Annotated in this window: 26 protein-coding genes; 10 read left to right on the plus strand and 16 right to left on the minus strand. The window is 63.0% G+C overall.

What is annotated here, in order from left to right; genetic code table 11:
• Window positions 1-1045 (plus strand): MFS transporter (locus tag FNA46_RS17155; RefSeq protein ID WP_143126437.1); only part of this gene is annotated, 1045 nt, incomplete at its 5' end.
• An 88-nt stretch (window positions 1046-1133) separates the two neighbouring features.
• Here the strand turns inward: FNA46_RS17155 and FNA46_RS17160 are convergent.
• Both FNA46_RS17160 and FNA46_RS17165 read right to left on the minus strand, forming a co-directional pair.
• A complete protein-coding gene (locus tag FNA46_RS17160) occupies window positions 1134-1415 on the minus strand; it encodes a hypothetical protein (protein ID WP_143126438.1) in 282 nt (93 codons plus the stop codon).
• Between the two features lie 148 nt (window positions 1416-1563).
• Complete coding sequence (locus tag FNA46_RS17165; protein WP_143126439.1) at window positions 1564-2997, minus strand: aldehyde dehydrogenase family protein; 1434 nt, start codon at window positions 2995-2997, stop codon at window positions 1564-1566.
• A 462-nt stretch (window positions 2998-3459) separates the two neighbouring features.
• On the opposite strand from FNA46_RS17165, the gene FNA46_RS17170 reads away from it, so the two are divergent.
• The 4 genes from FNA46_RS17170 to FNA46_RS17185 all read left to right on the plus strand — a co-directional run bounded on the left by FNA46_RS17170 (window position 3460) and on the right by FNA46_RS17185 (window position 4707).
• Complete coding sequence (locus FNA46_RS17170) at window positions 3460-3669, plus strand: cold-shock protein (protein WP_143126440.1); 210 nt, start codon at window positions 3460-3462, stop codon at window positions 3667-3669.
• 161 nt (window positions 3670-3830) lie between these two features.
• Window positions 3831-4076 carry a cold-shock protein gene (locus FNA46_RS17175; protein WP_149744974.1) on the plus strand — a complete coding sequence of 82 codons (246 nt, stop codon included), beginning with the start codon at window positions 3831-3833 and terminating at the stop codon, window positions 4074-4076.
• A gap of 51 nt (window positions 4077-4127) precedes the next feature.
• On the plus strand, window positions 4128-4370 hold the full coding sequence (gene rpsU / locus FNA46_RS17180) for a 30S ribosomal protein S21 (RefSeq protein WP_143126442.1): 243 nt from the start codon (window positions 4128-4130) through the stop codon (window positions 4368-4370).
• Window positions 4371-4497: 127 nt separating this feature from the next.
• Window positions 4498-4707 (plus strand): hypothetical protein, encoded by a 210-nt coding sequence (locus tag FNA46_RS17185; protein WP_143126443.1) that lies wholly within the window; start codon window positions 4498-4500, stop codon window positions 4705-4707.
• 107 nt (window positions 4708-4814) lie between these two features.
• Here the strand turns inward: FNA46_RS17185 and FNA46_RS17190 are convergent, their stop codons facing one another.
• From FNA46_RS17190 to FNA46_RS17220, 7 genes are all read right to left on the minus strand, one after another.
• The gene (locus FNA46_RS17190) at window positions 4815-5210 is read right to left on the minus strand and encodes a hypothetical protein (protein ID WP_342782395.1); all 396 of its coding nucleotides are present in this window, start codon (window positions 5208-5210) and stop codon (window positions 4815-4817) included.
• Between the two features lie 85 nt (window positions 5211-5295).
• On the minus strand, window positions 5296-6324 hold the full coding sequence (locus tag FNA46_RS17195; protein ID WP_246103158.1) for a LacI family DNA-binding transcriptional regulator: 1029 nt from the start codon (window positions 6322-6324) through the stop codon (window positions 5296-5298).
• An 8-nt stretch (window positions 6325-6332) separates the two neighbouring features.
• Window positions 6333-7157, minus strand: a complete 825-nt coding sequence (locus FNA46_RS17200) for an ABC transporter permease (protein ID WP_143126444.1) — start codon at window positions 7155-7157, stop codon at window positions 6333-6335.
• Window positions 7157-7978, minus strand: a complete 822-nt coding sequence (locus tag FNA46_RS17205) for an ABC transporter permease (RefSeq protein ID WP_143126445.1) — start codon at window positions 7976-7978, stop codon at window positions 7157-7159. The genes FNA46_RS17200 and FNA46_RS17205 overlap by 1 nt, the downstream gene beginning before the upstream one ends.
• Window positions 7979-8090: 112 nt before the next feature.
• Window positions 8091-9224 carry an ABC transporter substrate-binding protein gene (locus FNA46_RS17210; RefSeq protein ID WP_143126446.1) on the minus strand — a complete coding sequence of 378 codons (1134 nt, stop codon included), beginning with the start codon at window positions 9222-9224 and terminating at the stop codon, window positions 8091-8093.
• 45 nt (window positions 9225-9269) lie between these two features.
• A complete protein-coding gene (locus FNA46_RS17215) occupies window positions 9270-10388 on the minus strand; it encodes an ABC transporter ATP-binding protein (RefSeq protein ID WP_143126447.1) in 1119 nt (372 codons plus the stop codon).
• A 114-nt stretch (window positions 10389-10502) separates the two neighbouring features.
• Entirely contained in the window at window positions 10503-11300 is a 798-nt protein-coding gene (locus FNA46_RS17220; protein WP_143126448.1) for an inositol monophosphatase family protein, read from the minus strand.
• Window positions 11301-11545: 245 nt separating this feature from the next.
• Here FNA46_RS17220 and FNA46_RS17225 point away from each other — a divergent pair, with 245 nt between their 5' ends.
• A complete protein-coding gene (locus FNA46_RS17225; RefSeq protein ID WP_143126449.1) occupies window positions 11546-12037 on the plus strand; it encodes a sigma-70 family RNA polymerase sigma factor in 492 nt (163 codons plus the stop codon).
• A 142-nt stretch (window positions 12038-12179) separates the two neighbouring features.
• Here the strand turns inward: FNA46_RS17225 and FNA46_RS26570 are convergent, their stop codons facing one another.
• From FNA46_RS26570 to glf, 3 genes are all read right to left on the minus strand, one after another.
• Window positions 12180-12314 (minus strand): hypothetical protein, encoded by a 135-nt coding sequence (locus tag FNA46_RS26570; protein WP_281288963.1) that lies wholly within the window; start codon window positions 12312-12314, stop codon window positions 12180-12182.
• 73 nt (window positions 12315-12387) lie between these two features.
• Window positions 12388-13212: a manganese catalase family protein gene (locus FNA46_RS17230; protein ID WP_143126450.1), complete on the minus strand. Its 825-nt coding sequence runs from the start codon at window positions 13210-13212 to the stop codon at window positions 12388-12390.
• Between the two features lie 102 nt (window positions 13213-13314).
• Complete coding sequence (gene glf / locus FNA46_RS17235) at window positions 13315-14478, minus strand: UDP-galactopyranose mutase (protein ID WP_143126451.1); 1164 nt, start codon at window positions 14476-14478, stop codon at window positions 13315-13317.
• A gap of 193 nt (window positions 14479-14671) precedes the next feature.
• Here glf and FNA46_RS17240 point away from each other — a divergent pair, with 193 nt between their 5' ends.
• Together FNA46_RS17240 and FNA46_RS17245 are read left to right on the plus strand one after the other, a co-directional pair.
• The gene (locus FNA46_RS17240; protein ID WP_143126452.1) at window positions 14672-15919 is read left to right on the plus strand and encodes an NAD(P)/FAD-dependent oxidoreductase; all 1248 of its coding nucleotides are present in this window, start codon (window positions 14672-14674) and stop codon (window positions 15917-15919) included.
• 14 nt (window positions 15920-15933) lie between these two features.
• Window positions 15934-17223 carry an NAD(P)/FAD-dependent oxidoreductase gene (locus tag FNA46_RS17245; RefSeq protein ID WP_143126453.1) on the plus strand — a complete coding sequence of 430 codons (1290 nt, stop codon included), beginning with the start codon at window positions 15934-15936 and terminating at the stop codon, window positions 17221-17223.
• 124 nt (window positions 17224-17347) lie between these two features.
• Here the strand turns inward: FNA46_RS17245 and FNA46_RS17250 are convergent, their stop codons facing one another.
• The 3 genes from FNA46_RS17250 to rirA all read right to left on the minus strand — a co-directional run bounded on the left by FNA46_RS17250 (window position 17348) and on the right by rirA (window position 20231).
• Entirely contained in the window at window positions 17348-18004 is a 657-nt protein-coding gene (locus FNA46_RS17250) for a TetR/AcrR family transcriptional regulator (RefSeq protein WP_143126454.1), read from the minus strand.
• Window positions 18005-18596: 592 nt separating this feature from the next.
• The gene (locus FNA46_RS17255; protein WP_143126455.1) at window positions 18597-19625 is read right to left on the minus strand and encodes an AbrB family transcriptional regulator; all 1029 of its coding nucleotides are present in this window, start codon (window positions 19623-19625) and stop codon (window positions 18597-18599) included.
• 138 nt (window positions 19626-19763) lie between these two features.
• Entirely contained in the window at window positions 19764-20231 is a 468-nt protein-coding gene (gene rirA / locus FNA46_RS17260) for an iron-responsive transcriptional regulator RirA (protein ID WP_143126456.1), read from the minus strand.
• Between the two features lie 214 nt (window positions 20232-20445).
• Between rirA and FNA46_RS17265 the strand changes: the two genes are divergently transcribed.
• Window positions 20446-21447 (plus strand): Fe(3+) ABC transporter substrate-binding protein, encoded by a 1002-nt coding sequence (locus FNA46_RS17265; protein WP_246103160.1) that lies wholly within the window; start codon window positions 20446-20448, stop codon window positions 21445-21447.
• 85 nt (window positions 21448-21532) lie between these two features.
• Here FNA46_RS17265 and FNA46_RS17270 read toward each other — a convergent pair whose 3' ends face one another.
• The gene (locus tag FNA46_RS17270; RefSeq protein ID WP_143126458.1) at window positions 21533-23029 is read right to left on the minus strand and encodes a CoA-acylating methylmalonate-semialdehyde dehydrogenase; all 1497 of its coding nucleotides are present in this window, start codon (window positions 23027-23029) and stop codon (window positions 21533-21535) included.
• Window positions 23030-23293: 264 nt separating this feature from the next.
• Between FNA46_RS17270 and FNA46_RS17275 the strand changes: the two genes are divergently transcribed.
• Window positions 23294-24175 carry a LysR family transcriptional regulator gene (locus tag FNA46_RS17275; RefSeq protein ID WP_143126459.1) on the plus strand — a complete coding sequence of 294 codons (882 nt, stop codon included), beginning with the start codon at window positions 23294-23296 and terminating at the stop codon, window positions 24173-24175.
• The last annotated feature ends 14 nt before the right edge of the window (window positions 24176-24189 follow it).

Consider the following 24189-nt stretch of genomic DNA (forward strand, 5'->3'; position numbering starts at 1 on the left):
TGCCGTTCTTCCAGGTGCCGCCTCCAAGGCCCCGCTGCGCGAAGCCTTCGGCACCTGGAAGAACGGCAAGTTCGCCCTCATCGCGCTGTTCGGCCTCGTCGCGGGTCAGGCCGTGGTCTGGTATTCCGGCCAGTTCTACGCCCTGTTCTTCCTGCAGAACGTCATCAAGGTCGACAGCTTCACGTCCAACGTCATGGTGGCCTGGTCGCTGATCCTCGGCACCGGCGGCTTCCTGTTCTTCGGCTCGCTGTCGGACAAGATCGGCCGCAAGCCGATCATTCTCGCCGGCTGCCTGATTGCCGCGCTCACCTACAAGTTCGTCTTCCCGCTTCTGACGGAAACCGCAAATCCGGCGCTGCACGCCGCCCAGCAGACCGTCGTCACCGTCACCGCAGCCCCCGGCGACTGCTCGTTCCAGTTCAACCCGGTCGGCACCGCAAAGTTCACCTCGTCCTGCGACATCGCCAAGTCCACCCTTGCGCGCTCTTCGGTGAACTACACCTCGGTTCAGGATCCGGCTGCCACAACGGCACAGGTCAAGATCGGCGAAACGGTCATTCCGTCCTATGACGTGAGCAAGCTGACCGGCGATGCCGCCAAGGCAACGCCTGCCGCCTTCACAAAGGCGGTCAACGACGCCCTGACGGCTGCCGGCTATCCGCTGGTTGCCGACAAGAACACCACCGTCATCAGGGCCGCGCACTTCTTCGACATCTTCAGCGGCCAGAAGATCGCGGTCGTGCTGATCCTGACCTACCTCATCATCCTGGTGACGATGGTTTACGCGCCGATCGCCGCCATGCTGGTCGAACTCTTCCCGACCCGCATCCGCTACTCCGGCCTGTCGCTGCCCTATCATATCGGCAACGGCTGGTTCGGCGGCCTGATGCCGGCCACCGCCTTCGCCATCTCCGCCCAGACCGGCAACGTCTATGGCGGTCTGTGGTATCCGATCATCATCGCCGGTGCGACGGTGGTCATCGGCGCGCTGCTGGTGCCAGGCGGCACGCACAAGAAGAACATCTTTGCCGACGACGCCAAGTAAGCGTCATCCCAGGCAATCCAACAGGCGGGCCGGCAGCAATGCCGGCCCGCTGGCTTTTGCAGGCATCGTCCGGAACAAGCCCGTGGCATCAGCCCTGGCGACGGGAGCGCTCCCAAACCGTCCAGCCGGCGAGAAGCACCGCAAGGATCACGAGGTTCGCCACGATGCCGAGACCGATCTTCTCCGGCATGCTGCCCGGCTGCGTGGCGGCTGTGGTGATGGTGAGAAGGATGGCGATGAAGACGACGCCCATTGCCAGCGGCGCGGCCATGCCCATCGCGGCCCGCGTTCTGAGCGCCGTCATCAGCAGGAAGAAGATCAGGCCAATGCGGAAGGGGTCGAGGAGTTGCGAGGTCAGAATGTCCAGCATGGCAAAAATCCTCCGGTCAATGCTGCGCATGGTTCCCATAAACAACCGCAGGGAGCAAGAGAGCCGCCCGGCCCGCACGGCATTCTGAAACGAGGAAAGCCGGCGGGTTGCCCCACCGGCCTTCTGGAGAACGCAACGTGCTGACGGATCAGGCGAGCGTGTAGGCGGTCTTCACCACGGTGAAGAACTCGGCCGCATACTTGCCCTGTTCGCGCGGACCGAAGGAAGAGGCCTTGCGGCCACCGAACGGAACGTGGAAATCGACACCGGCGGTCGGCAGGTTGACCATCACCATGCCGGCTTCCGAATTCCGCTTGAAATGCGTGGCATGCTTCAGGCTGGTCGTGGCAATGCCGGCCGAAAGGCCGAAGGGCGTATCATTGGCAACGGCCAGCGCTTCCTCGTAATCCTTGACCCGGATGACAGCAGCCACCGGCCCGAAGATTTCCTCGCGGGAAATGCGCATCTGGTTGGTCGCTTCCGTGAAGAGGGTCGGCTGCAGGTAGAAACCGGGCGTCTCGCGCTCGACACATTCGCCGCCAAAGGCCAGCTTCGCGCCTTCCTTCTTGCCGATCTCGATGTAATCGCAATCCTGCTTCAGCTGCTTTTCATCGACGACCGGGCCGATATGCGTGCCGTCCTTCAGGGCGTGGTCGACATTGAGCTTGCCGAGGCGTTCGGTGAGGGCGGCGACAAACTTGTCGTGGATGCCTTCCGTGACAATGATGCGCGAGGACGCGGTGCAGCGCTGGCCGGTAGAGAAGAAACCGGAATTGGCGGCGGCTTCCACGGCCACGGACAGATCCGCATCGTCCAGCACGACCATCGGGTTCTTGCCGCCCATTTCCAGCTGGAACTTGCGGTTATGCTCGATGGAGGCGAGCGCCACGCGCTTGCCGGTGCCGGTGGAGCCGGTAAAAGTGATGCCGGCGAGATCCGGGCTGTCGAGCATGGCCTGGCCGACGACCGAGCCGCGGCCCATCACGAGGTTCAGCACGCCCTTCGGCAGGCCGGCGCGGTGCAGGATATCGACGATCGCCCAGGAGCAGCCGGGCACCAGATCCGCCGGCTTGAAAACCACCGTATTGCCGTAGGCGAGCGCCGGCGCGATCTTCCAGGCCGGGATGGCGATCGGGAAATTCCACGGCGTGATGATGCCGATCGGTCCGAGCGGCTCGCGGGTGATCTCCACACCGATGTTGGGACGGGCAGACGGCAGAACCTCACCAGCCAGACGCAGGGTTTCACCAGCGAAGAAGTCAAAAATCTGCGCGGCACGGATCGTCTCGCCGATACCTTCCGGCAACGTCTTGCCCTCTTCGCGCGACAGCAGGCGACCAAGTTCTTCCTTGCGTGCCAGAATCTCGTCGGCGGTCTTCTTCAGGATGGCGTGACGCTCCAGGATGCCCGAGCGCGACCAGGCGGGGAAGGCTGCCTTGGCCGCAGCAATCGCGGTCTTGGCATCTTCGGCGCTGGCCTGGGCGTAAAGACCAACGACGTCCTTGGTATCGGACGGGTTGATGTTTTCCGATGTCGAACTGCCGACCCATTCGCCGGCGATCAGGTTGTGGTGGATGGTCATCGAGCCTCCCTCTGGCGTTCATGCGCCGTTCTGAAAATCACGAAAGAAAATATGCAAGGCGCACGCAATGTCACGCCTTCGCCGCGGACATGCAACCCAAACCGCTGCCTGCGCGCCACCATACTTATATTACGTCTGACCGCAAGACATATGACAGGTTTTGACGGCTGCATTTATGATCGCGGCCCCCTCAGGCGGGGCCGACGAAGTTGGGCAAAAAAATTGCCGATTTCTGCATGTTAACAGCGAGATAACATGAAAGTTTCGCAAACCGACAGTCTGCTTGTGAAATTTTATTTTATGAAACCTCTTGCTCATTTTCGAAAACCGCGTAGATTGCACTCATCGAACTTGGTTGTGACTTTGTCCACGAGCGGACCGCTCTGTCAGATTTCCCTTCAAATATCGATCCTCGGCCGGGGTCCGGTCAGGAAACCTCAACGATTTGAAAAGGAGATCGTTATGAACAGTGGCACCGTAAAGTGGTTCAACAGCACCAAGGGTTTTGGTTTCATTCAGCCGGATAACGGCGGCCAGGACGTTTTCGTCCATATCTCGGCCGTTGAGCGCGCTGGTCTGCGCGGCCTGACCGATGGTCAGAAGATCCGCTACGACATCGTCCAGGACAAGCGCTCGGGCAAGAGCTCGGCTGACAACCTGATCGCTGCGTGATTGTCATTCACCGGCCCCGACCACGGATGTACTGGCGGTTGATCGGAAAATGACGGGAGAGGTCGGGGTAACGCCCGGCCTTTTTGTTTTGCGCATTCCCTTTCTTGCGCAGTGCGGAGGCCCCCATGCGAGGTCCACGTTATGCCGTTGGATGCCGGGTGGTGCTCAAAGACCTGCCAGGCCCCGGCGGATCGCCGGTTTCCGGCCATATTTCTGCGATGTTGCCCTCGACCAACGGGCACATCCAATACCGAATTCGGCTGGAGAACGAAGCGTTCGAGCGCCGCATCATCGAGACGGACATCGATGCCGAGCAATCGGACCGTCCGATACCGGAAGAAGCCGCCGTCCTTCCCGCCAAGGGAACCTCCTGGTTGAACCCGCAGCGGATCAAGGTCGGCAAGTAGACAACACGAACATTGCACATCAGCCAGCCATGGCGTGCAAAAGGAGATGTTTTGCAGGTTCTAGTTCGAGACAACAATGTCGACCAGGCCCTTCGGGTGCTGAAGAAGAAGTTGCAGCGGGAAGGCGTTTTCCGCGAAATGAAGGCGCGCAGCGCCTACGAAAAGCCCTCCGAGCGTCGCGCCCGCGAAAAGTCGGAAGCCATTCGTCGCCAGCGCAAGCTGGCCCGCAAGAAGATGCAGCGCGAGGGCCTGCTGCCCGCGCCGAAGAAGGCCGCTCCCCGCGGTCGCGGCTGATCAGCCGTTCCAGAGCGTTTCCGCCCCATCGGGCAGGAAACGCCCTCTCCCGCAACGGCGCGCCGCGCCGGAAGTGACTGCACAGGCAGTCACGCGGCCCCTCCTCCCAACAGCAAAGGGCAGAACCATGCCGGATGACGCAAGGGAAACCCGCAGCAGACCATCGGCGCGTGACCGCGCCGCTGCCACAGACCAGTCCGCCCGGGCGATCATTTCCGCCGAGGCCGAGGCCAGACTGAAGAAGACCGAAAAGCTGAAAGCGCTCCGGCTGGAACAACAGGCCGATGCAGAACCTGCGCCAAAGCCCGCCGCGGGCCGCCGTAAACGGCCTGACTGACGCCGAGATCGGCACAGCCCGAACTGCGAATGAACATGCCGCCGCCGATCCGCTCGAAGACAGCTTCAGCGAAGGCTTCGCGCAGCCACGATCGGTCAGACCGCTTCTCATCCCCCCTGTCGGGAGCCGTTATCACCGGGCGATGCCGGCTGAGAGGGCACCGCATTCGGGCGGATGACGGGCGTATCGCCAACCGGCGGCGCGGGCGTCACGATGTCCTTATCTCCAACGGGAGGCGGCGTCAGCACGCCGTTGCAGTCGGAGAGAGAGTTTCGTCCACCGGCATCGGAGCCTTGCCCGTTCGGTGCGGCGGGGGCCGGCGCCGTACAATCACCGTGGCCTGTGGCATCCTTCGTCTGCTGCGCCGCGGCCATCGAACCGAAGAGACACAGCGCTGCGGCAAGGGCTACGAATACGGCACGGAAGCGGCCTTTTCCCGGGCGCGGCAGGTTGCGCCGGACGCGGGCGGCCTCTCCCGTCCGATTTGTCCTGTGATGCGGCATGGGTCACCTCCTTTGCGAGGCGAACCCGCAAGGAGGGGAGGATGTTCCCCCATTTCAATGGCAAAGAGCCTGATGCGGCGATCGATCAGGGCTGCGGCACGAAACTCTCCCGCACCACGATTTCCGGCACCACCCGCTCGCGCCCCGGCTCGCCATCCGGATCGGCCAGGCGTCGCTCCAGGAGATCGACGGCGCGCTGCGCCATCACGACGGGGTCCTGCCGGAAGGTGGTCAGGCCGTAATTCAGCCAGGCGGCCTGCGGCACGTCATCGAAGCCGATGACGGCGAGATCCTCGGGAATGCGGAGATTGCCCTCCCGCCGCACCACGTCCATCACCCCGAAGGCGATCAGATCGTTGGCGCAGAAGACCGCATCCGGCCGCTCGCTTTCCGCCAGAAGGGCCCGGCCCGCCATCACGCCGCCTTCGTAATCGGAATCGGCCCCGTGGGCGATCGCAACGCTCTGACCGTGATATTCGACCTCCGCCACGAAGGCGATCTGCCGCTCGAGGATCGACGGGGTCGCCGAATGCGATCCGGCAAAGGCAAGCCGCCGCCGTCCGGCACGGATCAACAGACGCGCCGCTTCGATGGAGGCTTCCGCATTGCCGGCATGCACATGGTCGGCATCCGGTTCCGAACGGCCGATCATCACCACCGGCTGTCCGTTGCGCTTGGCAAGCTCGAAGAAACTGGCGGGCGGCGAGCCGGACAGAATGATGGTCGCTTCGGCCCGGTGGCCGATCAGCGTCTTCTGGGCGGCCAGCAATTCCTCTTCCGTCTGCCCGGTATTGATGAGGATCGGCACGCTGCCGCGGCGGATCAGCGCCTTGGCAAGCGCTGCGGTCAGATAGGCGCGAAAACCCACCTCCGGCTTGGTTGCCACAATGCCGACCAGCCGGCTCTGGTTGTTCAACACGCCGCGCGCCAGATCGTTGACGTGGTAGCCGAGCTCCTCGGCCGCCCGCAGCACCTTTTCACGGGTGGCGGGGGCGACGCTCGCACCGGGCGTGAAGGTGCGCGACACCGCCGAGCGCGACACGCCGGCGCGGCGGGCCACCTGTTCGGCGCTCACGAAGCGCATTCGGTTGGAAGGGGTCTTTCCGTCTTTCATCGCAAGCCTCACCGTCCGACACGAGAGAGAACGTCGGCCTTCAGGAAGCGCTCGACGATCAGCATGAAGATCAGGGATGGCACCAGAAGCAGCAGCGCCGTGATGGATGCAACCTGATAGTTGCCGCCGGAGCCTGCCGTGTAAAGCAGCAGCGGCAGCATGTTCACATCCGGCGCGCCGACGAAATAGCTGCCGGTGAATTCGTCCAGGGATTCGAGAAACACGAAGATCGCGCTCGCCATCAGGCCGGGTGCGGCAAGCGGCAAGGTGATGTCGCGGAAGGTGCGCATGGCACCGGCGCCCAGGCTGCGGGCCGCCTGTTCCAGTTCCACATCGATCGCCGAGAAGGCGGCGGTGGCAATCCACACCGCATAGACAAGGCCGTGCGAGACATGCACCAGAACCACGCCTGCAATCGTGCCGTTGAGGTGGATTTCATAGAAAAGCCGCGCCACGTTGACGTAGACGGTGAGGTTCGGAAAAGCCTGCGGGATGAGGAAGGCGAGCAGGATGAGGCTGCGCAGCGGCAGCTTCAGTCGCGCCAGCGCATAGCCGGCGGGAATGGCGAAGGCGAGCGAGACGATCACCGTCAGCACCGCCACGGTCAGCGAATTGCCGAGCGATTGCAGCGCGCCGCCGCGCGGCGCAAACACACGCGCCCAGGCGGAGAAACCGTATTCCAGCGGCAGCGCATGCGGAAAATACCACTTCTCCGTGACGGTCCATAAAGCCATGTTGAACAGCGGCCCGAAGATGAAAAACGCCATCAGGCCGAAGATCAGGCCGCGCGGCAGCCACCAGAGAACGGAAAGGTTCAAACGCAGGCCCGCCATCACGCGCGCTCCTTGAGGCTGATCCGGAGATAGATCCAGGCGACCGACGAGGCGAGCACCAGCGAAATGAGGCCAAGCGCATTGGCCACGCCGTAATCGCCATAGGCGTTGACGCGGAACGCAATGTCAGCGGTCAGCATGGTGGGCGACTGGGCATTGATCATCAGCGGCACCGAGAGAACCGACATCATGGTGACGAAGGAGAGGATCAGGCCGACAGCAAGCGTCGCGGTGACCTGCGGCACGATGATCTCGACCAGCACGCGCAGCCGCGACGCGCCGAGATTGACGGCCGCCTCGATGCCCTCGCGATTGACCGAGGCCATGGCGCCGGCCACCAAGAGGGCGACGAAGGGCGTCTGCTTCCAGACGAAGGCGATCACGATGCCGCGCCAGTCGAGAAAACTCATCGCATCGATCGGCGTCATCAGGCCAAGGCTGATCGCAGTATTGTTCATCATGCCGTTCTTGGCGAGAAAGGTTCGCAGGATCTGGCCAACGACGATGAAGGGAATGAACATCGGCCAGCGATAGAGCCAGCGCAGGATCGTCACGGCCACAGGATGGGCGCCGAGCGTCAGATAGCCGCCGATCGCGATCGCGCCGAACCCGATCAGTGCCGTGGAGAGGCTGACGATGCCGACGCTGAACAGGATGTCGTTCAGATAGAGATCAAAGGCCTTGGCAAAGTTTCCCAGTCCCCAGCCGCCATTCAGCTGAAAGGCGCCGACGGCCGACATGACAAGCGGCAGGATGAACAGCAGCGCAATGACCGCAAGCGCCGGCATGACGAGCAGAAGGCCGAGGAGACGTCTGGGCATGGGGATCCCGTCGCAGATGGTTGGTCGAACTTTTCGAACGCGGCAGCACCGGCCGCCGGTCATCCCCCTCCGGCCGGCGGGCCGGAGGGGGTCTTTAGCGAACCGGAAAAGCTTACTTCACCGACTTCTCATAGGCTTCCAGGATCGCGTTGTTGTAGGGCGCGATCGGGAAGGGCTTGCCCTTGGAGGCGAGATCTTCCGGCGAGATGTCGACGAACAGCTTGTTCCAGGTGGCGCCGTCCAGCTCGGCCTTGACGTGCTGGGCGTCGATGCCCGGATACCAGTTGAAGCGCTTCACGATGCCTTCGGCCTGCACCTTCGGGCTGGTGGCGAGTGCCACGAACTTCTCGGCCAGATCCTTGTGGGCGGTCTTTTCCGGGATCACGTAGTGCATGGGCTGGCCCGGCATGCCCGGTGCCGGCAGAAAGAGCTTCATGTCCGGCGGCAGGCGGCCATCGGCCTTCCAGCTGTAGAACATGTCGACCCAGACCGGACCCATGGCGATTTCGCCGCGCGACAGAAGATCGAGCGTACCGGCATTGCCTGGGGTCAGCGTCGCATTGGTGGTGAAGTCGGCAAGGCTCTTCAGCGCCTTGTCCCACTTCTTGGTGTCCTCTTCCTTGAAGGGGCCGTTCATCAGCGTGGTGGCATCGCCCTCGCCGAAGGCATAGATCCAGCCCATGACGAAGCTGACGCCGGACGCGCCACCCTTGATGCCGTTATAGCCGAACTGCTTCGGATGGGCCTTCGCCCATTCGACGATTTCGGCATAGCTCTTCGGCGGATTGGCGACGAGCGTCGGGTTGTAGGCAACGGCCGTCTGGCTGTTGAACATCGGCATGACATAGCCGTCGACATTGGTGCCGAGCGCCATCTTCGCGTTGTCGCGCGTCACCAGCTTGCCGGTGTCGATGTCGCCGCGATACTTGGCGAGATAGCCCTTGGTGACCATCGGGCCGACGAACTTCTCGTGGACGACGGCAACGTCGGTATCCCACTTGTCGGCTTTTGCGCCAGCCTGCGCATCGAAGCGCTCGAGGATCTTCTGCGAGCCGGCATCGCCGGGGCCGGTGCCGACGGCGCGTACCGTGTTGCCCGGATAGGTCTTCTCGAACAGCGGGCCGAGATACTGGTTGATGTAGTCAACCATGTTCTGGTCGCCCGCGGTGGCGACCGTCAGTTCCTCGGCATGCACGGGCATGGCAACGAGGGCTGCGGCGAAGGCGGCGTAGGACAATGTCTTCATGGGTCTTCTCCGGATGTGTCGGGAAAGGAAGTCAGGCATCGGTTTTCACGCCCGAGAGGCGGGAAGGGAGGAGGCGGAGGCAGGCTCCGCCAAATTGAACAGGAAGAGCGCATCGGCCCCCACATGCACGGCCACGCGCTCGCCCGGCTGGCAGGCACGCGGCGCATCGGCCAGAATCTCATGGGCGCCGGTGCGCACCACATGGCGCCAGTGGCCGCCGGGATAGGTGACCGCCAGAACCTCGCCCCGGAAGGTCATGCCGTCTTCGGGCGTGGCGGTATCGAGCGTGGCAAGAATGCGTGCCGCTTCCGGCCGGAACCGGGCCTCGACGGCGCCGGACGCGAGCGAGCGTCCGTCAAGCGGCACACCACCGGCGGCATGGACGGCGCCAGGCGAGAGCACGAAGCGATCCCCGACGACGAAGCCGTCGAGCTTCAGCAGATTTTCGGCGCCCATGAAGGCGGCGACGAAGGGCGAGGCCGGACGGTTGTAGACCTCTTCGGGCCTCCCCTGCTGGGCAATACGGCCGGCATCCAGAATGACGATGCGGTCCGCCATCACCATGGCTTCCTCGCGGTCATGGGTGACGTGGATCGCGGTGATGCCAAGCCGCTGCTGCAGGGCCCGCAGTTCATGGCGCACCGTCAGGCGGATGCGCGCATCGAGGTTGGACAAGGGCTCATCAAGCAGCAGGATCTCCGGATCGATGACGAGGGCACGACCCAGCGCCACGCGCTGCCGCTGCCCACCGGACAGTGCCTGCGGCTTGCGGCCACCCAGCCCCTGAAGGCCGAGCAGCGACTGCATGGCCGACACCTTCGCCGCGATGTCGGCGCGCGGCACCCCCTTCAGCTTCAGGCCATAGGCAATGTTTTCGTCCACCGTCATGTGCGGCCACAGCGCATAGGACTGGAAAACCAGCGCCATGCCGCGCTTGTCCGGCGGCAGATGGGTGATATCGCGTGCACCGATGTGCACACTGCCCGACGAGGGCGCGTTGAAGCCGGCAAGGGTGCGCAACAGCGTGGTCTTGCCGCAGCCGGACGAGCCAAGCAGCGCCACGAATTCACCGGCACGGATCGACAGATTGATATCCTTGAGCACCTGCGTTGCGCCGTATCGGGACGCAATGCCGTTCAGCTCCAGATAACCCGATCCGCTCATGTTCGCACTCTCCTTGCACAGCTGTGCAGCTACTGGAGAGTGTCTTAGGACCTGTTTCTAACAGACAGATGACAGACGGGAACCTTGAGGATTTTTTCGCCGTCGGAGAGGGGCTCAGGTGAGGAAGGAGAAGCAGTCCGTGAGGCCGGGCGCACACGCCACGATGCCACCGCCCTGCGCCAGAAGGCTTGGAACGGGTGCCATCGCCATATGGGCACCGGCCTCGCGGGCAATCAGCGCCCCGGCCAGCATGTCCCAGCTGTTCAGGTGGCGCTCGTAATAGAGATCAGCGACGCCTTCGGCGACCCGGACAAGACCGATCGCAGCCGCACCCATACGCCGGTAATCGACACCGAGGTCGTGCAATCGGCGCGAGATGGCCAGATAATCCTCGAAGCTTGTGCGCCGGCTGTGGCCGATCATCGCCATGGCCGCAGTGGGATCCCGCGTGGCTGCGGCCCGGATCGGCGCTCCCTCTTTGAAAGCACCCGCACCCGCAATCGCATGAAAAACACAGTCCTGCGTAGCATCATAGATCACCCCGAGACAGATCGCATCGGCCTCGACATAGGCAATCGACACGCCCCAGTGACGGAAACCGCGAATATAATTGGTGGTGCCGTCGATCGGATCGACCACCCACATGCCGCCGCTGCCCGCCTCAGTGCCGCCCTCCTCGCCCAGGAAGCCATCACCAGCGAACGCACCGACCAGCGAGGCGCGAATTTCCGCCTCAGCGCGGCGATCCACCGCCGTCACGAAATCCTGCGGCCCCTTGTTCTCCACAGACAGCGACAGCGGATCGTTCTCGGCCCGATGGCGCGCCGCCCATCGCCCGACCTGACGGGCAATATCGATGGCAACCCGTGCACGCGCCTCGAACGGGTTTGCATGCGGCAGGCTGTCCGTCATGGGGATCTACGCTTTCCGTCTGTATTCACTTGCCCGCCACCGGCGGCAGCCGGAGGCGGGACTGTGCGATTCGCGCTGAAATTTCCAGGGGGTTATCGCCTCATCGATCACGCAGACGCAAGCCTTGCGGCCACCGGGTGGGAAGAAGATTGCGCTTCGCCCTGAGGTCCAACGGTTTTCGCCGAGAAAACGGAACCAACCACGTGCAGGAATGTTGTCCTGCACGTTAAAAGGAAGGCGACACCATGACGACTGATCACGCAAGCGATCGCGTCCGCGCGGAAATGCTCGAACTCATTCCCGCCCTGCGATCCTTCGCCCGGCGGCTCGACCGCAGCCCCAGCAATGTTGACGATCTGGTGCAGGAGACGCTGATGCGCGCGCTTGCCAATCTCGACAAGTTCCAGGAGGGAACCAGCCTCAAATCCTGGCTCTTCACCATCCTTCGCAACACCTTCTGCACCCGCTTCGGGCTTGCCAAGCGAGAGATCGTCGGGCTCGATGATTGCGCCTCGGCGCGGCCGACGGTGAATGCGCCGCAAGAATGGGCGGTACGCGCCCAGGAATTCCACCGGGCCTTCCTCGATCTTCCCCGGCATTACCGCGACGCGGTCGACATCATCCTGATCCAGGGCCAGAGCTACGAGGTGGCGGCCGAACGGTACGGCTGCCCGGTCGGCACGATCAAGAGCCGCGTCAATCGCGCGCGTGCGCAACTGGCGCAGCAGCTGGACTGATTCGTCCGCAGGCGCCGCCAGCCCGTTCGTCGCCCCTCCCGCCTTTTTCAGGCCCTCCGCAGGCTTTTGCCGTGGGGGATGTTGACGCGTGGGACGGGCGCGCGCCACCGGAAGGCAATGCGCGCTCCATCTGCGGGTGCCCCTATTGTGTGATGGCGTGCGGGTTCGGCTGACCGGGCGCATCCGCCGCCGTCTGCGTGGCGGGCCGCGAGGCCAGCACCGCGATGAGGGCGAGCAGCACGAGGGCAGCGAGGATGATCCAGCGGTTTCGTGTCATGCGATGATCTCCGATCGCGTCGGCAGGTTTCCGGAAAGGATGCCGGCGGCGCGGGGCCGCCGGCGGGCAGACGTCACATCTGTTCGGTCTGGGCGCCGCTATCCGGGCGTGCCGGGCCGAGATCCGGCTTCTGGCCAAGCGGCTTCATCGGCATGGCGGCGAACCGGCCCTTGCCATCGATGGATTCCCCTTCCGACCAGCGGCCGGCAAGCGGCTCGACACCGGCCTCCTGGAAGCCGAGGAAGGCATAGGAGAACTCCTGGTTTTCCAGATCCTGCGGAAAGCTGTTGGGGATGGGGAACACGCCCTGGGGACCGCCCAGTTCCTCCAGCGCCGCCAGCCACTGGTTCTGGTGCATGGTGTCGCGGGCGATCAGGAAGGAGAGCATGTCCTTCATGCCGGCATCATTGGTCATGTTGTAGAGACGCACGGCGAGCGTGCGGCCGGTCGCTTCGGCGGCGACATTGGCGGTCATGTCGGCGGCGATATTGCCGCTGGCATAGACATGCGACATGTCGAACGGCACGCCGTCGCTATCGACCGGCATGGCCGACAGGCCGGACGACAGGATGTTCTTCATGTTGATACCGCCGAGCACCATGCTGGAGACCGGATCGGCCGCAACGGCCTCCTTTTCCGACAGCGGCGCGCCTTCCAGATTGAGCGCGACGGCGGTTGCCAGCATTTCGATATGGCCGAGCTCTTCCGTGGCCGTGTTCATCAGCATGTCGCGGAACTTGCTGTTGCCACGCGCGCCGCAGGCCTGAAAGAAATACTGCATGGCGACGCGGATCTCGCCCTCGATGCCGCCGATCGCCTGCTGCAGGGCCCGCGCGAACAGGGGATCTGCCTTCTCCACCCGAACCGGATATTGAAGCTTGCCATCCGTATAGAACATGTCTCTCTCCTTGAGGTTGGACCGGCAGCCCAACCGTAGGAGGTGAGAGAAGTTCCTTTTTTCCTGGGAGGCCTCTGGCGGGCGCGTCCTGCTGTCCAGCGATCAGGCCGCCCGCTCGGCTCCGATCAGCCGCGGCGAGACTTCCGTCTCGAAACTCTTCAGCGCCGCGCCGATGGCCTGATGCATGTCGAGATAGCGATAGGTGCCGAGGCGGCCGCCGAAGATCACCCCCGTCTCCTCTTCCGCCAGCTTGCGATAGGCGAGATAGGTACGCCGGTCCTCCAGCGTATCGACGGGATAATAGGGTTCGTCGGCGCGGGTAGCGAAGCGGGAATATTCGCGCACGATCACCGTGCGGTCGGCGGGATAGTCGCGTTCCGGGTTGAAATGCCGGAATTCGAGGATGCGGGTATAGGGCACATCCTCGTCGGCATAGTTCATCACCGCCGTGCCCTGGAAATCGCCGACCGGCAGCACCTCCTCCTGAAAGTCGATGGTGCGCCATTTCAGCTCGCCGGCGCGATAGTCGAAATAGCGGTCGATCGGGCCCGTATAGACCACCGTCTTGTCGGAGGGGATCGCCTGGCGCACCGCAAAGTAATCGGTGGCAAGCTGCACGTCGATCAGCGGATTGTCGAGCATCCGCTTAAAGATCGCCGTATAGCCATCCACCGGCAGGCCTTCGTAAGGATCGTTGAAGTAGCGGTTGTCGAAATTGTAGCGCACGGGCAGCCGCGTGATGATCGATTCCGGCAGGTCGCGCGGATCGGTCTGCCACTGCTTGGCGGTATAGCCGCGAATGAAGGCCTCGTAGAGCGGACGGCCGATCAGCGAGATGGCCTTTTCCTCGAGATTGCGCGGCACCCTGCCCTCCAGCTCAGCCGCCTGCGCGGCGATCAGCGCCCGCGCCTCATCCGGCGAAAACTGCCGGCCGAAGAACTGGCAGATCGTGCCGAGATTGATCGGCATGGCAAAGACCTGGTTGCGATAGCTGGTGAAGACGCGGTGGCGATAATCGGTGAAGCGGGTGAAGCGGGACAGATAATCCCACACCGTCCTGTTCGGCGTGTGGAACAGGTGAGCGCCATACTTGTGCACCTCGATGCCTGTCTGCCGGTCGTTTTCGCTATAGGCATTGCCGCCGATATGGGAACGGCGGTCGATGATCAGCACCCGCTTGCCGAGCTGATTGGCCGCCCGCTCCGCCACCGTTGCCCCGAAGAAACCGGCACCGACGATGATGAGATCATAATCATGGAAATTCATGGGGCGGCCCTCTTCCTGCCAGACGAAACGGTGGCGAGGAGCGCACACGCAAGGCCCCTCATCGATCCGGTCTAGCCGCCCAGTCTTGAGCCGCCCTTGCGTGACGGGTGGACCACAGTTTTCGTTTGCGCGAGGCAGTGCCGAGAGGCATGGTCAGGCAAAAAGCGATGGACCAAGGGGCAAGGCAGACATCATGACGGCAGACGCAATCGTTCTCGGAGCGGGCATTATCGGGGTTTCCGCAGCCGTGCATCTTGCCCGCCGCGGCAAGAGCGTGGTGCTGGTGGACCGGCGCGGGCCTGGCGAGGAAACCTCCTTCGGCAATGCCGGCCTCATCCAGCGCGAAGGCGTGGTGCCCTACGGCTTTCCGCAGGGCATTTCGATGCTGCTGCGCTATGCCATGAACAACCGTGTCGATGCGCATTACCATGCTGGCGCGCTTCCCTCCGTCGCCCGTTTCCTTGCCAGCTACTGGTGGAATTCGCATCCCGCCCGCCATGCCGCGATTGCGCGGGCCTATGCGCCGCTGATCGAACACTCGGTGCGCGAACATGACGATCTGATCCAGGCCGCCGATGCCGGCCATCTGATCCGCAAGCAGGGCTGGACGCAGGCTTTCCGCACGGCGGCAAAACGCGATGCGGAGATCACCGAGGCCGAGCGGCTGAAGCGCGATTACGGCCTTGGCTTCCAGGCGCTCGATGCGGCGGGGCTTGCCGCGAAGGAACCGCATCTGAGCAGCGATTTCGTCGGGGCGCTGACCTGGACAGATCCCTGGTCGGTCACCGATCCGCATGCGCTGACGCTCGCCTATGCCGGTCTCCTGCAAAGGCTCGGCGGCCGAATCGTCCGCGGCGATGCCACGACCCTTGCAGCGACCGGCACGGGCTGGCGGGTGAGTACCTCAGACGGCCCCGTCGAGGGCAAGGATGTGGTCGTGGCCCTCGGCCCCTGGTCCGACACGGTGACGGCGCCGCTCGGCTATCGCTTCCTGCTCGGCGTCAAGCGCGGCTATCACATGCATTACGGCATCAAGGACAACAAGCTCCTGAACGGCTGGACCGCCGACAGCGAGCGCGGCTATTTCCTCGCGCCGATGGACAGGGGCATCCGCCTGACGACCGGCGCCGAATTTGCCCTGCGCGATGCGCCGAAGACGCCGGTGCAATTGGAGCGCGCCGAAGCCGTGGCCCGCAACATCTTCCCGCTCGGCGAGCGGCTCGATGCCGAACCCTGGATGGGCGCCCGCCCCTGCACGCCGGACATGATGCCGGTGATCGGCAAGGCGCCGCGCCACCAGGGCCTCTGGTTCGCCTTCGGCCATGCCCATCACGGCCTGACGCTGGGGCCGGTCACCGGCCGTCTGATCGCCGAGCAGATCTGCGGCGAGACCCCATTCCTCGATGCGCGGGCCTGGCGCCCCGAACGCTTCCCCCTGTGACGGAGACGAACCCCATGCAGAGCGCCAATCCCGGCCACACCGCCTCCTGGTATGCCGCCTCCGCCAATGACACGCGCATCCGCCCTGTGCTGGAGGGCGAGGTGGAGGCCGATATCTGCATCATCGGCGCCGGCTTCACCGGGATTTCCGCGGCCCTGGACCTGTGCGAGCGCGGCTATTCGGTGGTGGTGCTGGAGGCGGAGCGCATCGGTTTCGGCGCCTCCGGCCGCAATGGCGGCCAGATCGTCAATGGCTACAGCCGCGACCTCGCCACCATCGCCGGCCGCTACGGCACCGAGAAGGCCGCAGCCCTCGGGCGCATGTCGCTGGAAGGCGCCGCCATCATCCGCGAGCGGGTCGGCCGTTACGGCATTGCCTGCGATCTTGTCGACGGCGGTTTCTTCGCCGCCTTCACCGACAAGCAGATGCGTGACATGGAAGCCCACAAGCGGGATTGGGAAAAACACGGCCATCCCGGCCTGGAGATGGTCACGCGCACGGAGGTGGGAACCTATGTCCGCACCGATCGCTATGCCGGTGGCATGATCGACCGACTGGGCGGCCATATCCATCCGCTCAATCTGGTGCTGGGCGAGGCTGCGGCCGTGGAAGGCCTGGGCGGCCGGATTTTCGAAGGCTCGCGCGCCACCGCGCTGGAGGAAGGGGCGACGCAGACCGTGCGCACGCAAAAGGGCGCCGTCCGGGCACGTTACGTGCTGATCTGCGGCAATGCCTATCTGGCCCCGCAGTTTCCGGCGATCAGCGGACGCATGATGCCCGTCTCCAGCCAGGTGCTGACGACGGAGCCTCTGCCGGCGGATCTGGCCGAAGCGCTGCTGCCGGCCAATTACTGCGTGGAGGATGCCAATTACATTCTCGATTACTACCGCCGGACCGCCGACAACCGCATCCTCTATGGCGGCGGCATCGGCTATGGCGGGCGCGACCCGAAGGACATCGTGGCGGTGATCCGCCCGAACATGGTGAAGACGTTTCCGGCGCTGGCCGGCGTGAAGATCGATTTTGCGTGGAGCGGCAATTTTGCCCTGACGCTGACGCGCATCCCGCATATGGGGCGCCTTGGCCCGAACGTCTATTTCTCGCATGGCGACAGTGGCCATGGCGTGACGACGACGCATCTTCTGGGAAAGATCCTCGGCGAAGCGGTGGCCGGCCATGCGGAGCGCTTCGACGTGTGGAGTTCGTTGCCGAACCTGCCCTTCCCGGGCGGCAAGACCTTCCGGGTGCCGCTGACCGTGCTCGGAGCCTGGTGGTACGGTTTGCGCGACCGGCTGGGGTTGTAGCCGGTCGCGCTCACCTTGACGGTCGTCCGCCGCGGCGACCGTCAAGCTGCATCATTCTGTATTCTGTATTTCCGTTGTCCGTTCGGGCGGGCGATGTTTCATCGAGCCCTGACATTGCCGTCCATCAGTGCGCCGGCCGCTGGCTTGCTTCCAGGAACACCCGCACCTGGTCACGCGTGGATCGCTTGAAGTCCTCGAGGATATGCTTGGCCTCGTCTGCCGGCGTCTTCAGCGTCAATCGCACGATGCTCACCGTCAGATGGCACATCATGAAGGTGGTGCGGTAATACTGCTCGTGCAGGCTCTCATCGATGAACTGTTCGGTGGCCATGGCAAACATGCCGGCCAGCCGCCGGGTTTCGGTGAGGTCCATGTCGGCCAGCATCTTGTCCGCCTGGATGGCATTCACCAGATCCTGGATCTGCGGATTGCTGTGGACGTAGAGGCAATAGAGATCGATCAGCGCATCGGTGGCGCGGTAGAGGTCATCAGCGACCCGGATATCGGCCAGCCCCGCCTGCATGAATTGCGTGATATTGGCCACATACCGCTCATAGAGCATGGCGATGATGGCCGACTTGTTCGGGAAATACTGGTAGACCGAGGCAATCGGACCGCCGGACAGAGCCGCAATTTCCTTCATCGTCACGGCATCGATGCCCTTCTGGCCGATGAGATCCATCGCCACCTTCAGAATTTCATCGATACGCTCGCGACTGCGCTCCTGTTTGGGAATGCGCCGCAGCACCGGCCGGGTGGCAACCTTGTTGGCATCTGGCATTTCGAACCTCAAACCATCCATCGTATTCCCCCTTCTGATGCGTGTCCCTTCCCCGGGCCACTCGGCGCCTCTGGCGCCCGCTTCTGTTCAGGGTTCCGGTGGAAAACCACACGGAACCTCTCCTCGCAAGACCGGACAGCCCCGCGCCGTCCCGCCATCTCCCTCGACCCTGGGGCCGCATCTCCCGCACCGTCACCGGTGTGGGCCGCTCTCCGCGGCGGAGATCGGGTCCGAAGACCCCTCCCCGCCCGCCGGAGGCTTCCGTTTCCGCGCCAGATCGCACCAAAATGCGACAAGGCACAAAGCCGCATGCATCTTGAAGCGCCCGCCCGGCACCCCAAAATCCTGATTAATCGCCACACCTTTAGTAAAAAGTATGACTGTTGAGAGGCCCCTCGAGAGCCAAACAATCCGACTACAACTTTTCACTGATGAACTTGTACATAGTCTAGGTTATCCATCAGTCTTCAAGTCTGTCTAGCGCCCTTCTCAACTCCGGGCATAATTCTTAATACTTCATGATCTACATTAGTTCAACGAAAATTAGGCCAGGATATCGGCTTTATCCGCCTGCATTGTCATGGGTGAAAATTTATAGTGATCTGAATTTGGACAAAATGAAGGGCATCAGCACCGACAGAAACAGCAATCTGAGAATGTGGTGCGTACCAACATAGGCCGGATCCGCATGCATGATCACGGCCATGGCGGCCATGGTCTCAAGACCGCCGGGAGCAAAGGCAATCAGGGCCGCCCCGAGCGGCACGCCAAGAAGCCGGGAAATGCCGCCAGCAATGACCGCCGAGATGAACCCGACAAGTATTGTCACCGAAATACCTGCGGCAAAGGCATTGCGCAGGTCCTTCAGTCTGACGCCGGAGAAGCGGGTGCCGATCATGCCGCCGAGCACGACATAGACCGGGACCTGCAGCCAGAGCGGAATGCTGCCATGCACGAAACCGCCGAGATGCGCGAGGATGGAGACACCCATGCCGCCGACGAGGAGCGCGGCCGGCACCTTGAGACGCAGCAGCAGCATGCCGAGAGCTGCGGCCAGCAGGCCCATGGCAGCAAGCGGCACAAGGCCGGTCGCCTCGGGCAGCGTCACCGTGCCGGTACCGGTCGCACCGGAAAACTCCACGATCACCGGCACGAAGAGCGTGAGCGCCAGAACCCGTACGCTCTGGATGATGCTGATGCTGGCGAGGTCACCGCGCGTCTCCGCGGCAAGGCTGAGCACATAGCTCAGATGTCCCGGGCACGCAGCCAGGAGCGCCGTCAGCCGATCATAGCGGAAAAGGCGCTGCAGCATCAGCCAGGCGGACCACAGAAGGATGATGGACGTGACCAGCACCATCACGAAGCTGACGGGCCAGGCGCGCGCCGCCTGCACAACCTCCGGCGTCACACTCGAGCCCATCGACAGGCCAACGACGAGAAAACACAGATTGCGCACCGGATGCGGGACGGCGACGGAGAGACCGGCCAGACTGCCAAACGTGACGAAAAGGGCAGGACCGATCAGGAAAGGCGCCGGCACGGACAGAAGGCTCATCACCGCCGCGCCGAGCGATCCAAGTGCAAGCGTCTGGCCGAAGGGAATAAGCGCGTTGAAATACATTGAATAAAAGCAATAATGACAAGAAAACCGCGCCGTTATCAGGCGCGGCAGTTCCCTAGAGACGACGGTATCCGGCGCACCGGACTGGTATTCTTACGATGTCGCCCCTGCGGGAGGCAGGCGCGGCCGGTATACGCTTCAGGCTGCCGGTGCGGCCACCGGCTTGGCGGGCACATCCAGGCCGAGCAGAAAGTTGATCTGCGGCCGCGCCTTGACGAGATCATCGATCGTATACTCCGCCAGCACATCGAAAAAGGCGCCGAGAGCCTTGCGCAGAGCCGAGTTGAGGCCACAGCTATCCACCAGGGGACATTCCACCGCGCCATCCTCGAAACATTCCGCCATGGCAAAGCTGTCTTCGGTCACCTTGACGACGTCGAACAGGGTAATCTTGTCGGCGGCTCGCCCCAGACGGATGCCGCCATTGCGGCCGCGCAGGGTTTCGACCAGTCCAGCCCTGGTCAGCGGCTGCAGGATCTTGAAAAGGAAGAGTTCGGAGACGCCGTAGGCCCTGGCAATCTCGGGGATCCGGCTGAGGTGACCATCATTGGCAGCGCAGTACATCAGCATGCGCACCGCGTAATTGGTCTGTTTCGTCAAACGCATGCCATTCTCCCTGCTTCAAGCCTAAGCGTTATATAAGCCCTCTGCCACTTTTGAACAATTCCAAATATGCATATTTTTCTCACCTTATCGTCTTTTCACATTCCTGTGAATTGACCCTGCAGATTAAATCATGAATTCGGATTTCAAGATAATCCGAAAAATGGGAGGTTTATGGATGAAACCCTATCTCGCCGCTTCTGTTGCCGCTTTCACAATGTTGATGGCCGGTGTTTCCGGCGCTGATGCCGCCGGCGAAGTGAACATCTATTCCTATCGCCAGCCGGAACTCATCCAGCCCCTTCTCGACGCCTTCACCAAGGAAACGGGCATCGACACCAACGTGCTGTTCCTCGACAAGGGGCTGGTGGAGCGAATCAAGGCCGAAGGCGCCAATTCACCGGCCGATATCATCCTGACGGTGGATATTGCCCGCCTGATGGAGGCCAAGGAAGGCGGCGTCGTGCAGCCGGTGACCGGCAATGCGACGATCAACAAGGACATTCCGTCCTCCTACCGCGATCCCGATGGCGACTGGTTCGGCCTCACGACCCGCGGTCGCGTGGTCTATGCCTCCAAGGATCGCGTCGCGCAGAACGACATCACCTATGAGGAACTGGCCGATCCGAAGTGGAAGGGCAAGATCTGCCTCCGTGACGGCCAGCATGCCTATAATGTCGCGCTGTTTGCCTCGATGGTCGCCCATCATGGCGCAGACTATACGGAAAAGTGGCTGACGGGCCTGAAGAACAATCTGGCCCGCAAGCCCGACGGCAACGACCGCAGCCAGGCCAAGTCCATCATGGCCGGTGAATGCGACATCGCGCTTGGCAACACCTATTATGTCGGCCTGATGATGACCAACGATCAGGCACCGGAAGAGAAGGAATGGGCGAAGTCCATCAAGGTTCTCTTCCCGAACGCTGCCGATCGCGGCACGCATGTCAACATTTCCGGCATGGCGCTGGCCAGGAATGCGCCGAACAAGGAGAACGCGCTGAAGCTGATGGAATTCCTGGCTTCCGGCGAAGCACAGAAGATCTATGCCGAACAGGTCTTCGAATATCCGGTGATGCCAGGCGCCGAACCCTCGGCGATTGTCAAATCCTTCGGCCCGATCAAGCCGGACACGCTGCCGCTGATCGACATCGCCAAGAACCGCAAGACCGCCTCCGAACTGGTGGACAAGGTCGGCTTCAATGAAGGCCCCTCGAAGTAAGCCAAGTGCGTCAGCAGCATGAGATAAAAACGGAAAGGCCGGGCGCAAGACCCGGCCTTTCGCATAGGTGTCGAGAGAACAGTGCTTACTTCATCGTCGGCATGACGAATTCGGCACCGTCCTTGATGCCGGACGGCCAGCGCGAGGTGACCGTCTTGGTGCGGGTCCAGAACTTGATGGAATCCGTGCCGTGCTGGTTGAGGTCGCCGAAGGACGAAGCCTTCCAGCCGCCGAACGAGTGATAGGCAAGCGGAACCGGGATCGGAACGTTGACGCCCACCATGCCGATATTGATGCGGCTGGCGAAATCGCGGGCGGCATCGCCGTCACGGGTGTAGATCGCAACGCCATTGCCATATTCGTGCTTCATCGGCAGCGCGAGGGCTTCCTCGTAGTTTTTGGCGCGGACGACCGAGAGGACGGGGCCGAAGATTTCCGTCTTGTAGATGTCCATGTCCGGCGTCACGTTGTCGAACAGGCAGCCGCCGACGAAATAGCCGTTCTCGTAGCCCTGCAGCTTGAAATCGCGGCCATCGACCACGAGCTTGGCCCCGGCTTCAACGCCGCTGTCAATCAGGCCGAGAATGCGATCGCGCGCTTCCTTGGTGACGACAGGGCCCATATCGGCCTTCTCGTCGGTATAGGGGCCGATGCGCAGGCTTTCCACCATCGGGGTGAGCTTTTCGATCAGGCGGTTGGCGGTTTCCTCGCCGACCGGGACGGCAACGGAGATCGCCATGCAGCGCTCGCCGGCCGAACCGTAGCCGGCGCCCATCAGCGCGTTGGCGGCCTGGTCGAGATCAGCATCCGGCATGATGATCATGTGGTTCTTGGCGCCACCGAAGCACTGGGCGCGCTTGCCGTTCATGGCGGCCGTGCCATAGACGTAGCGGGCGATCGGGGTCGAGCCGACGAAGGAGATCGCACCGATATCCTGATGCGTCAGCAGGCCGTCGACAGCCGACTTGTCGCCGTTGACGACGTTGAGGATGCCGGCCGGAAGGCCTGCCTCGATCATCAGTTCGGCAAGACGGATCGGAACGGACGGATCGCGCTCGGACGGCTTCAGGATGAAGGCATTGCCGCAGGCGATCGCCGGCGCAAACATCCACATCGGGATCATCGCCGGGAAGTTGAAGGGCGTAATGCCCGCGCCGATGCCGACCGGCTGGCGGATCGAATACATGTCGATGTTCGGGCCGGCGCCTTCGGTGAACTCGCTCTTCGACAGATGCGGGATGCCGATCACGAATTCGCAGACTTCGAGACCGCGCACGATGTCGCCCTTGGCATCCTCGATGGTCTTGCCATGCTCGCGCGACAGGATCTGCGCCAGTTCGTCCATGTTCTTGTTAAGCAGCTCGACGAACTTGATGAACACGCGGGCGCGACGCTGCGGGTTGGTGGCCGCCCACTTCGGCTGGGCAGCCTTGGCGCTCTCGACGGCAGCGTTGAGTTCGGCGGCGCTGGCCAGCGAAACCTCGCCCTGCACTTCGCCGGTGGCCGGGTTGAAGATGGACTGGCTGCGGCCGGACGTGCCGGGCACGTGCTTGCCATCGATGAAATGACCGATCTGGTACATGGGTGTCCTCCAGGTTTTGTGTGGCCGTAGTATGCGCTTTAATTTGCACAAGACAACGCGATGATTTACGCATCCGTTGTGCATGAATTGATGTCCATTGACGGATTGATGTTGCCGTCAGGCCCTGCGGTCGTAGAGTTTCCCGGCGCAGGGACATCGGCCGAGGGAAGTCCCGGAGGGAGCGCCATGCCCATGTCGTCGCATGACAACCGCCATGACGGGAAACGGGGTAGAGGACAAGAGGGACAGGGCGGAGAATAGCGGATGGACTGGGACAATGTGCGCATCTTCCTCGCCGTCGCGCGCGAGGGACAGTTGCTGGCGGCTTCGCGGCGCCTGGGCTTGAACCATGCGACGCTTGGCCGGCGGATCAATGCGCTGGAAGATAGCTTGCGCACCCGGCTCTTGATCCGCAAGCCGAACGGCTGCGAGCTGACGGCGGAGGGACATGCCTTTCTGGAATCGGCAGAACGCATCGAGGCGGAAATGCTGGCGGCGCAGGCACGTACCGGCCAGGTGAACGCGCCAATCGAAGGCACGGTGCGGATCGGGGCGCCGGACGGTTTTGGCGTGTCGTTCCTCGCGCCACGGCTTGGCCAGTTGACGCAGCGGCATCCGAACCTGCGCATCCAGCTGGTGCCGGTACCGCGCGCCTTCTCGCTCTCGCAGCGCGAGGCCGATATCGCGATCACCGTGGAGCGGCCCGCGCAGGGGCGCCTCGTCTGCTCGAAACTCACCGATTACACGCTCGGCCTCTATGCCTCGCGCGATTATCTTGCCCGCAACGGCGAGCCAGCCACGCTGGAGCAACTGAGACTGCATCCCCGCATCGGCTATGTGGAGGACCTGATCTTCTCGCCGCAGCTGAACTTTACCGGAGAGGTGATGCGCGACTGGGATGCGAGCTTCGAGATTTCCAGCGCCATCGGCCAGACGGAAGCGGTGCGCACCGGCGCCGGCATCGGCATCCTGCATGATTACATCGCCCGCCGCGTGCCGGAACTTGCCCGCGTGCTGCCCGACATCACCATCCGCCGCGCCTACTGGACGAGCTATCACGAGAGCCTGCGCGACCTGATGCGCATCCGCGCGGTCGTCTCCTTCCTGCAGGAAGCGGTCGGCGAGGCGCGCTCCATATTCACCTGAGAAGGCAGACGGCC

It is taken from the genome of Affinirhizobium straminoryzae, from assembly GCF_007004135.1.
In the GTDB taxonomy this organism is placed as follows: Bacteria; Pseudomonadota; Alphaproteobacteria; order Rhizobiales; family Rhizobiaceae; genus Neorhizobium; species Neorhizobium straminoryzae.

Coding starts and splice junctions, on each gene's coding strand:
- FNA46_RS17160 (WP_143126438.1), bottom strand. CDS start 1,415: ATGCTGGACATTCTGACCTCGCAACTCCTCGACCCCTTCCGCATTGGC.
- FNA46_RS17165 (WP_143126439.1), bottom strand. CDS start 2,997: ATGACCATCCACCACAACCTGATCGCCGGCGAATGGGTCGGCAGTTCG.
- FNA46_RS17170 (WP_143126440.1), top strand. CDS start 3,460: ATGAACAGTGGCACCGTAAAGTGGTTCAACAGCACCAAGGGTTTTGGT.
- FNA46_RS17185 (WP_143126443.1), top strand. CDS start 4,498: ATGCCGGATGACGCAAGGGAAACCCGCAGCAGACCATCGGCGCGTGAC.
- FNA46_RS17190 (WP_342782395.1), bottom strand. CDS start 5,210: ATGCCGCATCACAGGACAAATCGGACGGGAGAGGCCGCCCGCGTCCGG.
- FNA46_RS17195 (WP_246103158.1), bottom strand. CDS start 6,324: ATGAAAGACGGAAAGACCCCTTCCAACCGAATGCGCTTCGTGAGCGCC.
- FNA46_RS17200 (WP_143126444.1), bottom strand. CDS start 7,157: ATGGCGGGCCTGCGTTTGAACCTTTCCGTTCTCTGGTGGCTGCCGCGC.
- FNA46_RS17205 (WP_143126445.1), bottom strand. CDS start 7,978: ATGCCCAGACGTCTCCTCGGCCTTCTGCTCGTCATGCCGGCGCTTGCG.
- FNA46_RS17210 (WP_143126446.1), bottom strand. CDS start 9,224: ATGAAGACATTGTCCTACGCCGCCTTCGCCGCAGCCCTCGTTGCCATG.
- FNA46_RS17215 (WP_143126447.1), bottom strand. CDS start 10,388: ATGAGCGGATCGGGTTATCTGGAGCTGAACGGCATTGCGTCCCGATAC.
- FNA46_RS17220 (WP_143126448.1), bottom strand. CDS start 11,300: ATGACGGACAGCCTGCCGCATGCAAACCCGTTCGAGGCGCGTGCACGG.
- FNA46_RS17225 (WP_143126449.1), top strand. CDS start 11,546: ATGACGACTGATCACGCAAGCGATCGCGTCCGCGCGGAAATGCTCGAA.
- FNA46_RS26570 (WP_281288963.1), bottom strand. CDS start 12,314: ATGACACGAAACCGCTGGATCATCCTCGCTGCCCTCGTGCTGCTCGCC.
- FNA46_RS17230 (WP_143126450.1), bottom strand. CDS start 13,212: ATGTTCTATACGGATGGCAAGCTTCAATATCCGGTTCGGGTGGAGAAG.
- glf (WP_143126451.1), bottom strand. CDS start 14,478: ATGAATTTCCATGATTATGATCTCATCATCGTCGGTGCCGGTTTCTTC.
- FNA46_RS17240 (WP_143126452.1), top strand. CDS start 14,672: ATGACGGCAGACGCAATCGTTCTCGGAGCGGGCATTATCGGGGTTTCC.
- FNA46_RS17245 (WP_143126453.1), top strand. CDS start 15,934: ATGCAGAGCGCCAATCCCGGCCACACCGCCTCCTGGTATGCCGCCTCC.
- FNA46_RS17250 (WP_143126454.1), bottom strand. CDS start 18,004: ATGCCAGATGCCAACAAGGTTGCCACCCGGCCGGTGCTGCGGCGCATT.
- FNA46_RS17255 (WP_143126455.1), bottom strand. CDS start 19,625: ATGTATTTCAACGCGCTTATTCCCTTCGGCCAGACGCTTGCACTTGGA.
- rirA (WP_143126456.1), bottom strand. CDS start 20,231: ATGCGTTTGACGAAACAGACCAATTACGCGGTGCGCATGCTGATGTAC.
- FNA46_RS17265 (WP_246103160.1), top strand. CDS start 20,446: ATGTTGATGGCCGGTGTTTCCGGCGCTGATGCCGCCGGCGAAGTGAAC.
- FNA46_RS17270 (WP_143126458.1), bottom strand. CDS start 23,029: ATGTACCAGATCGGTCATTTCATCGATGGCAAGCACGTGCCCGGCACG.
- FNA46_RS17275 (WP_143126459.1), top strand. CDS start 23,294: ATGGACTGGGACAATGTGCGCATCTTCCTCGCCGTCGCGCGCGAGGGA.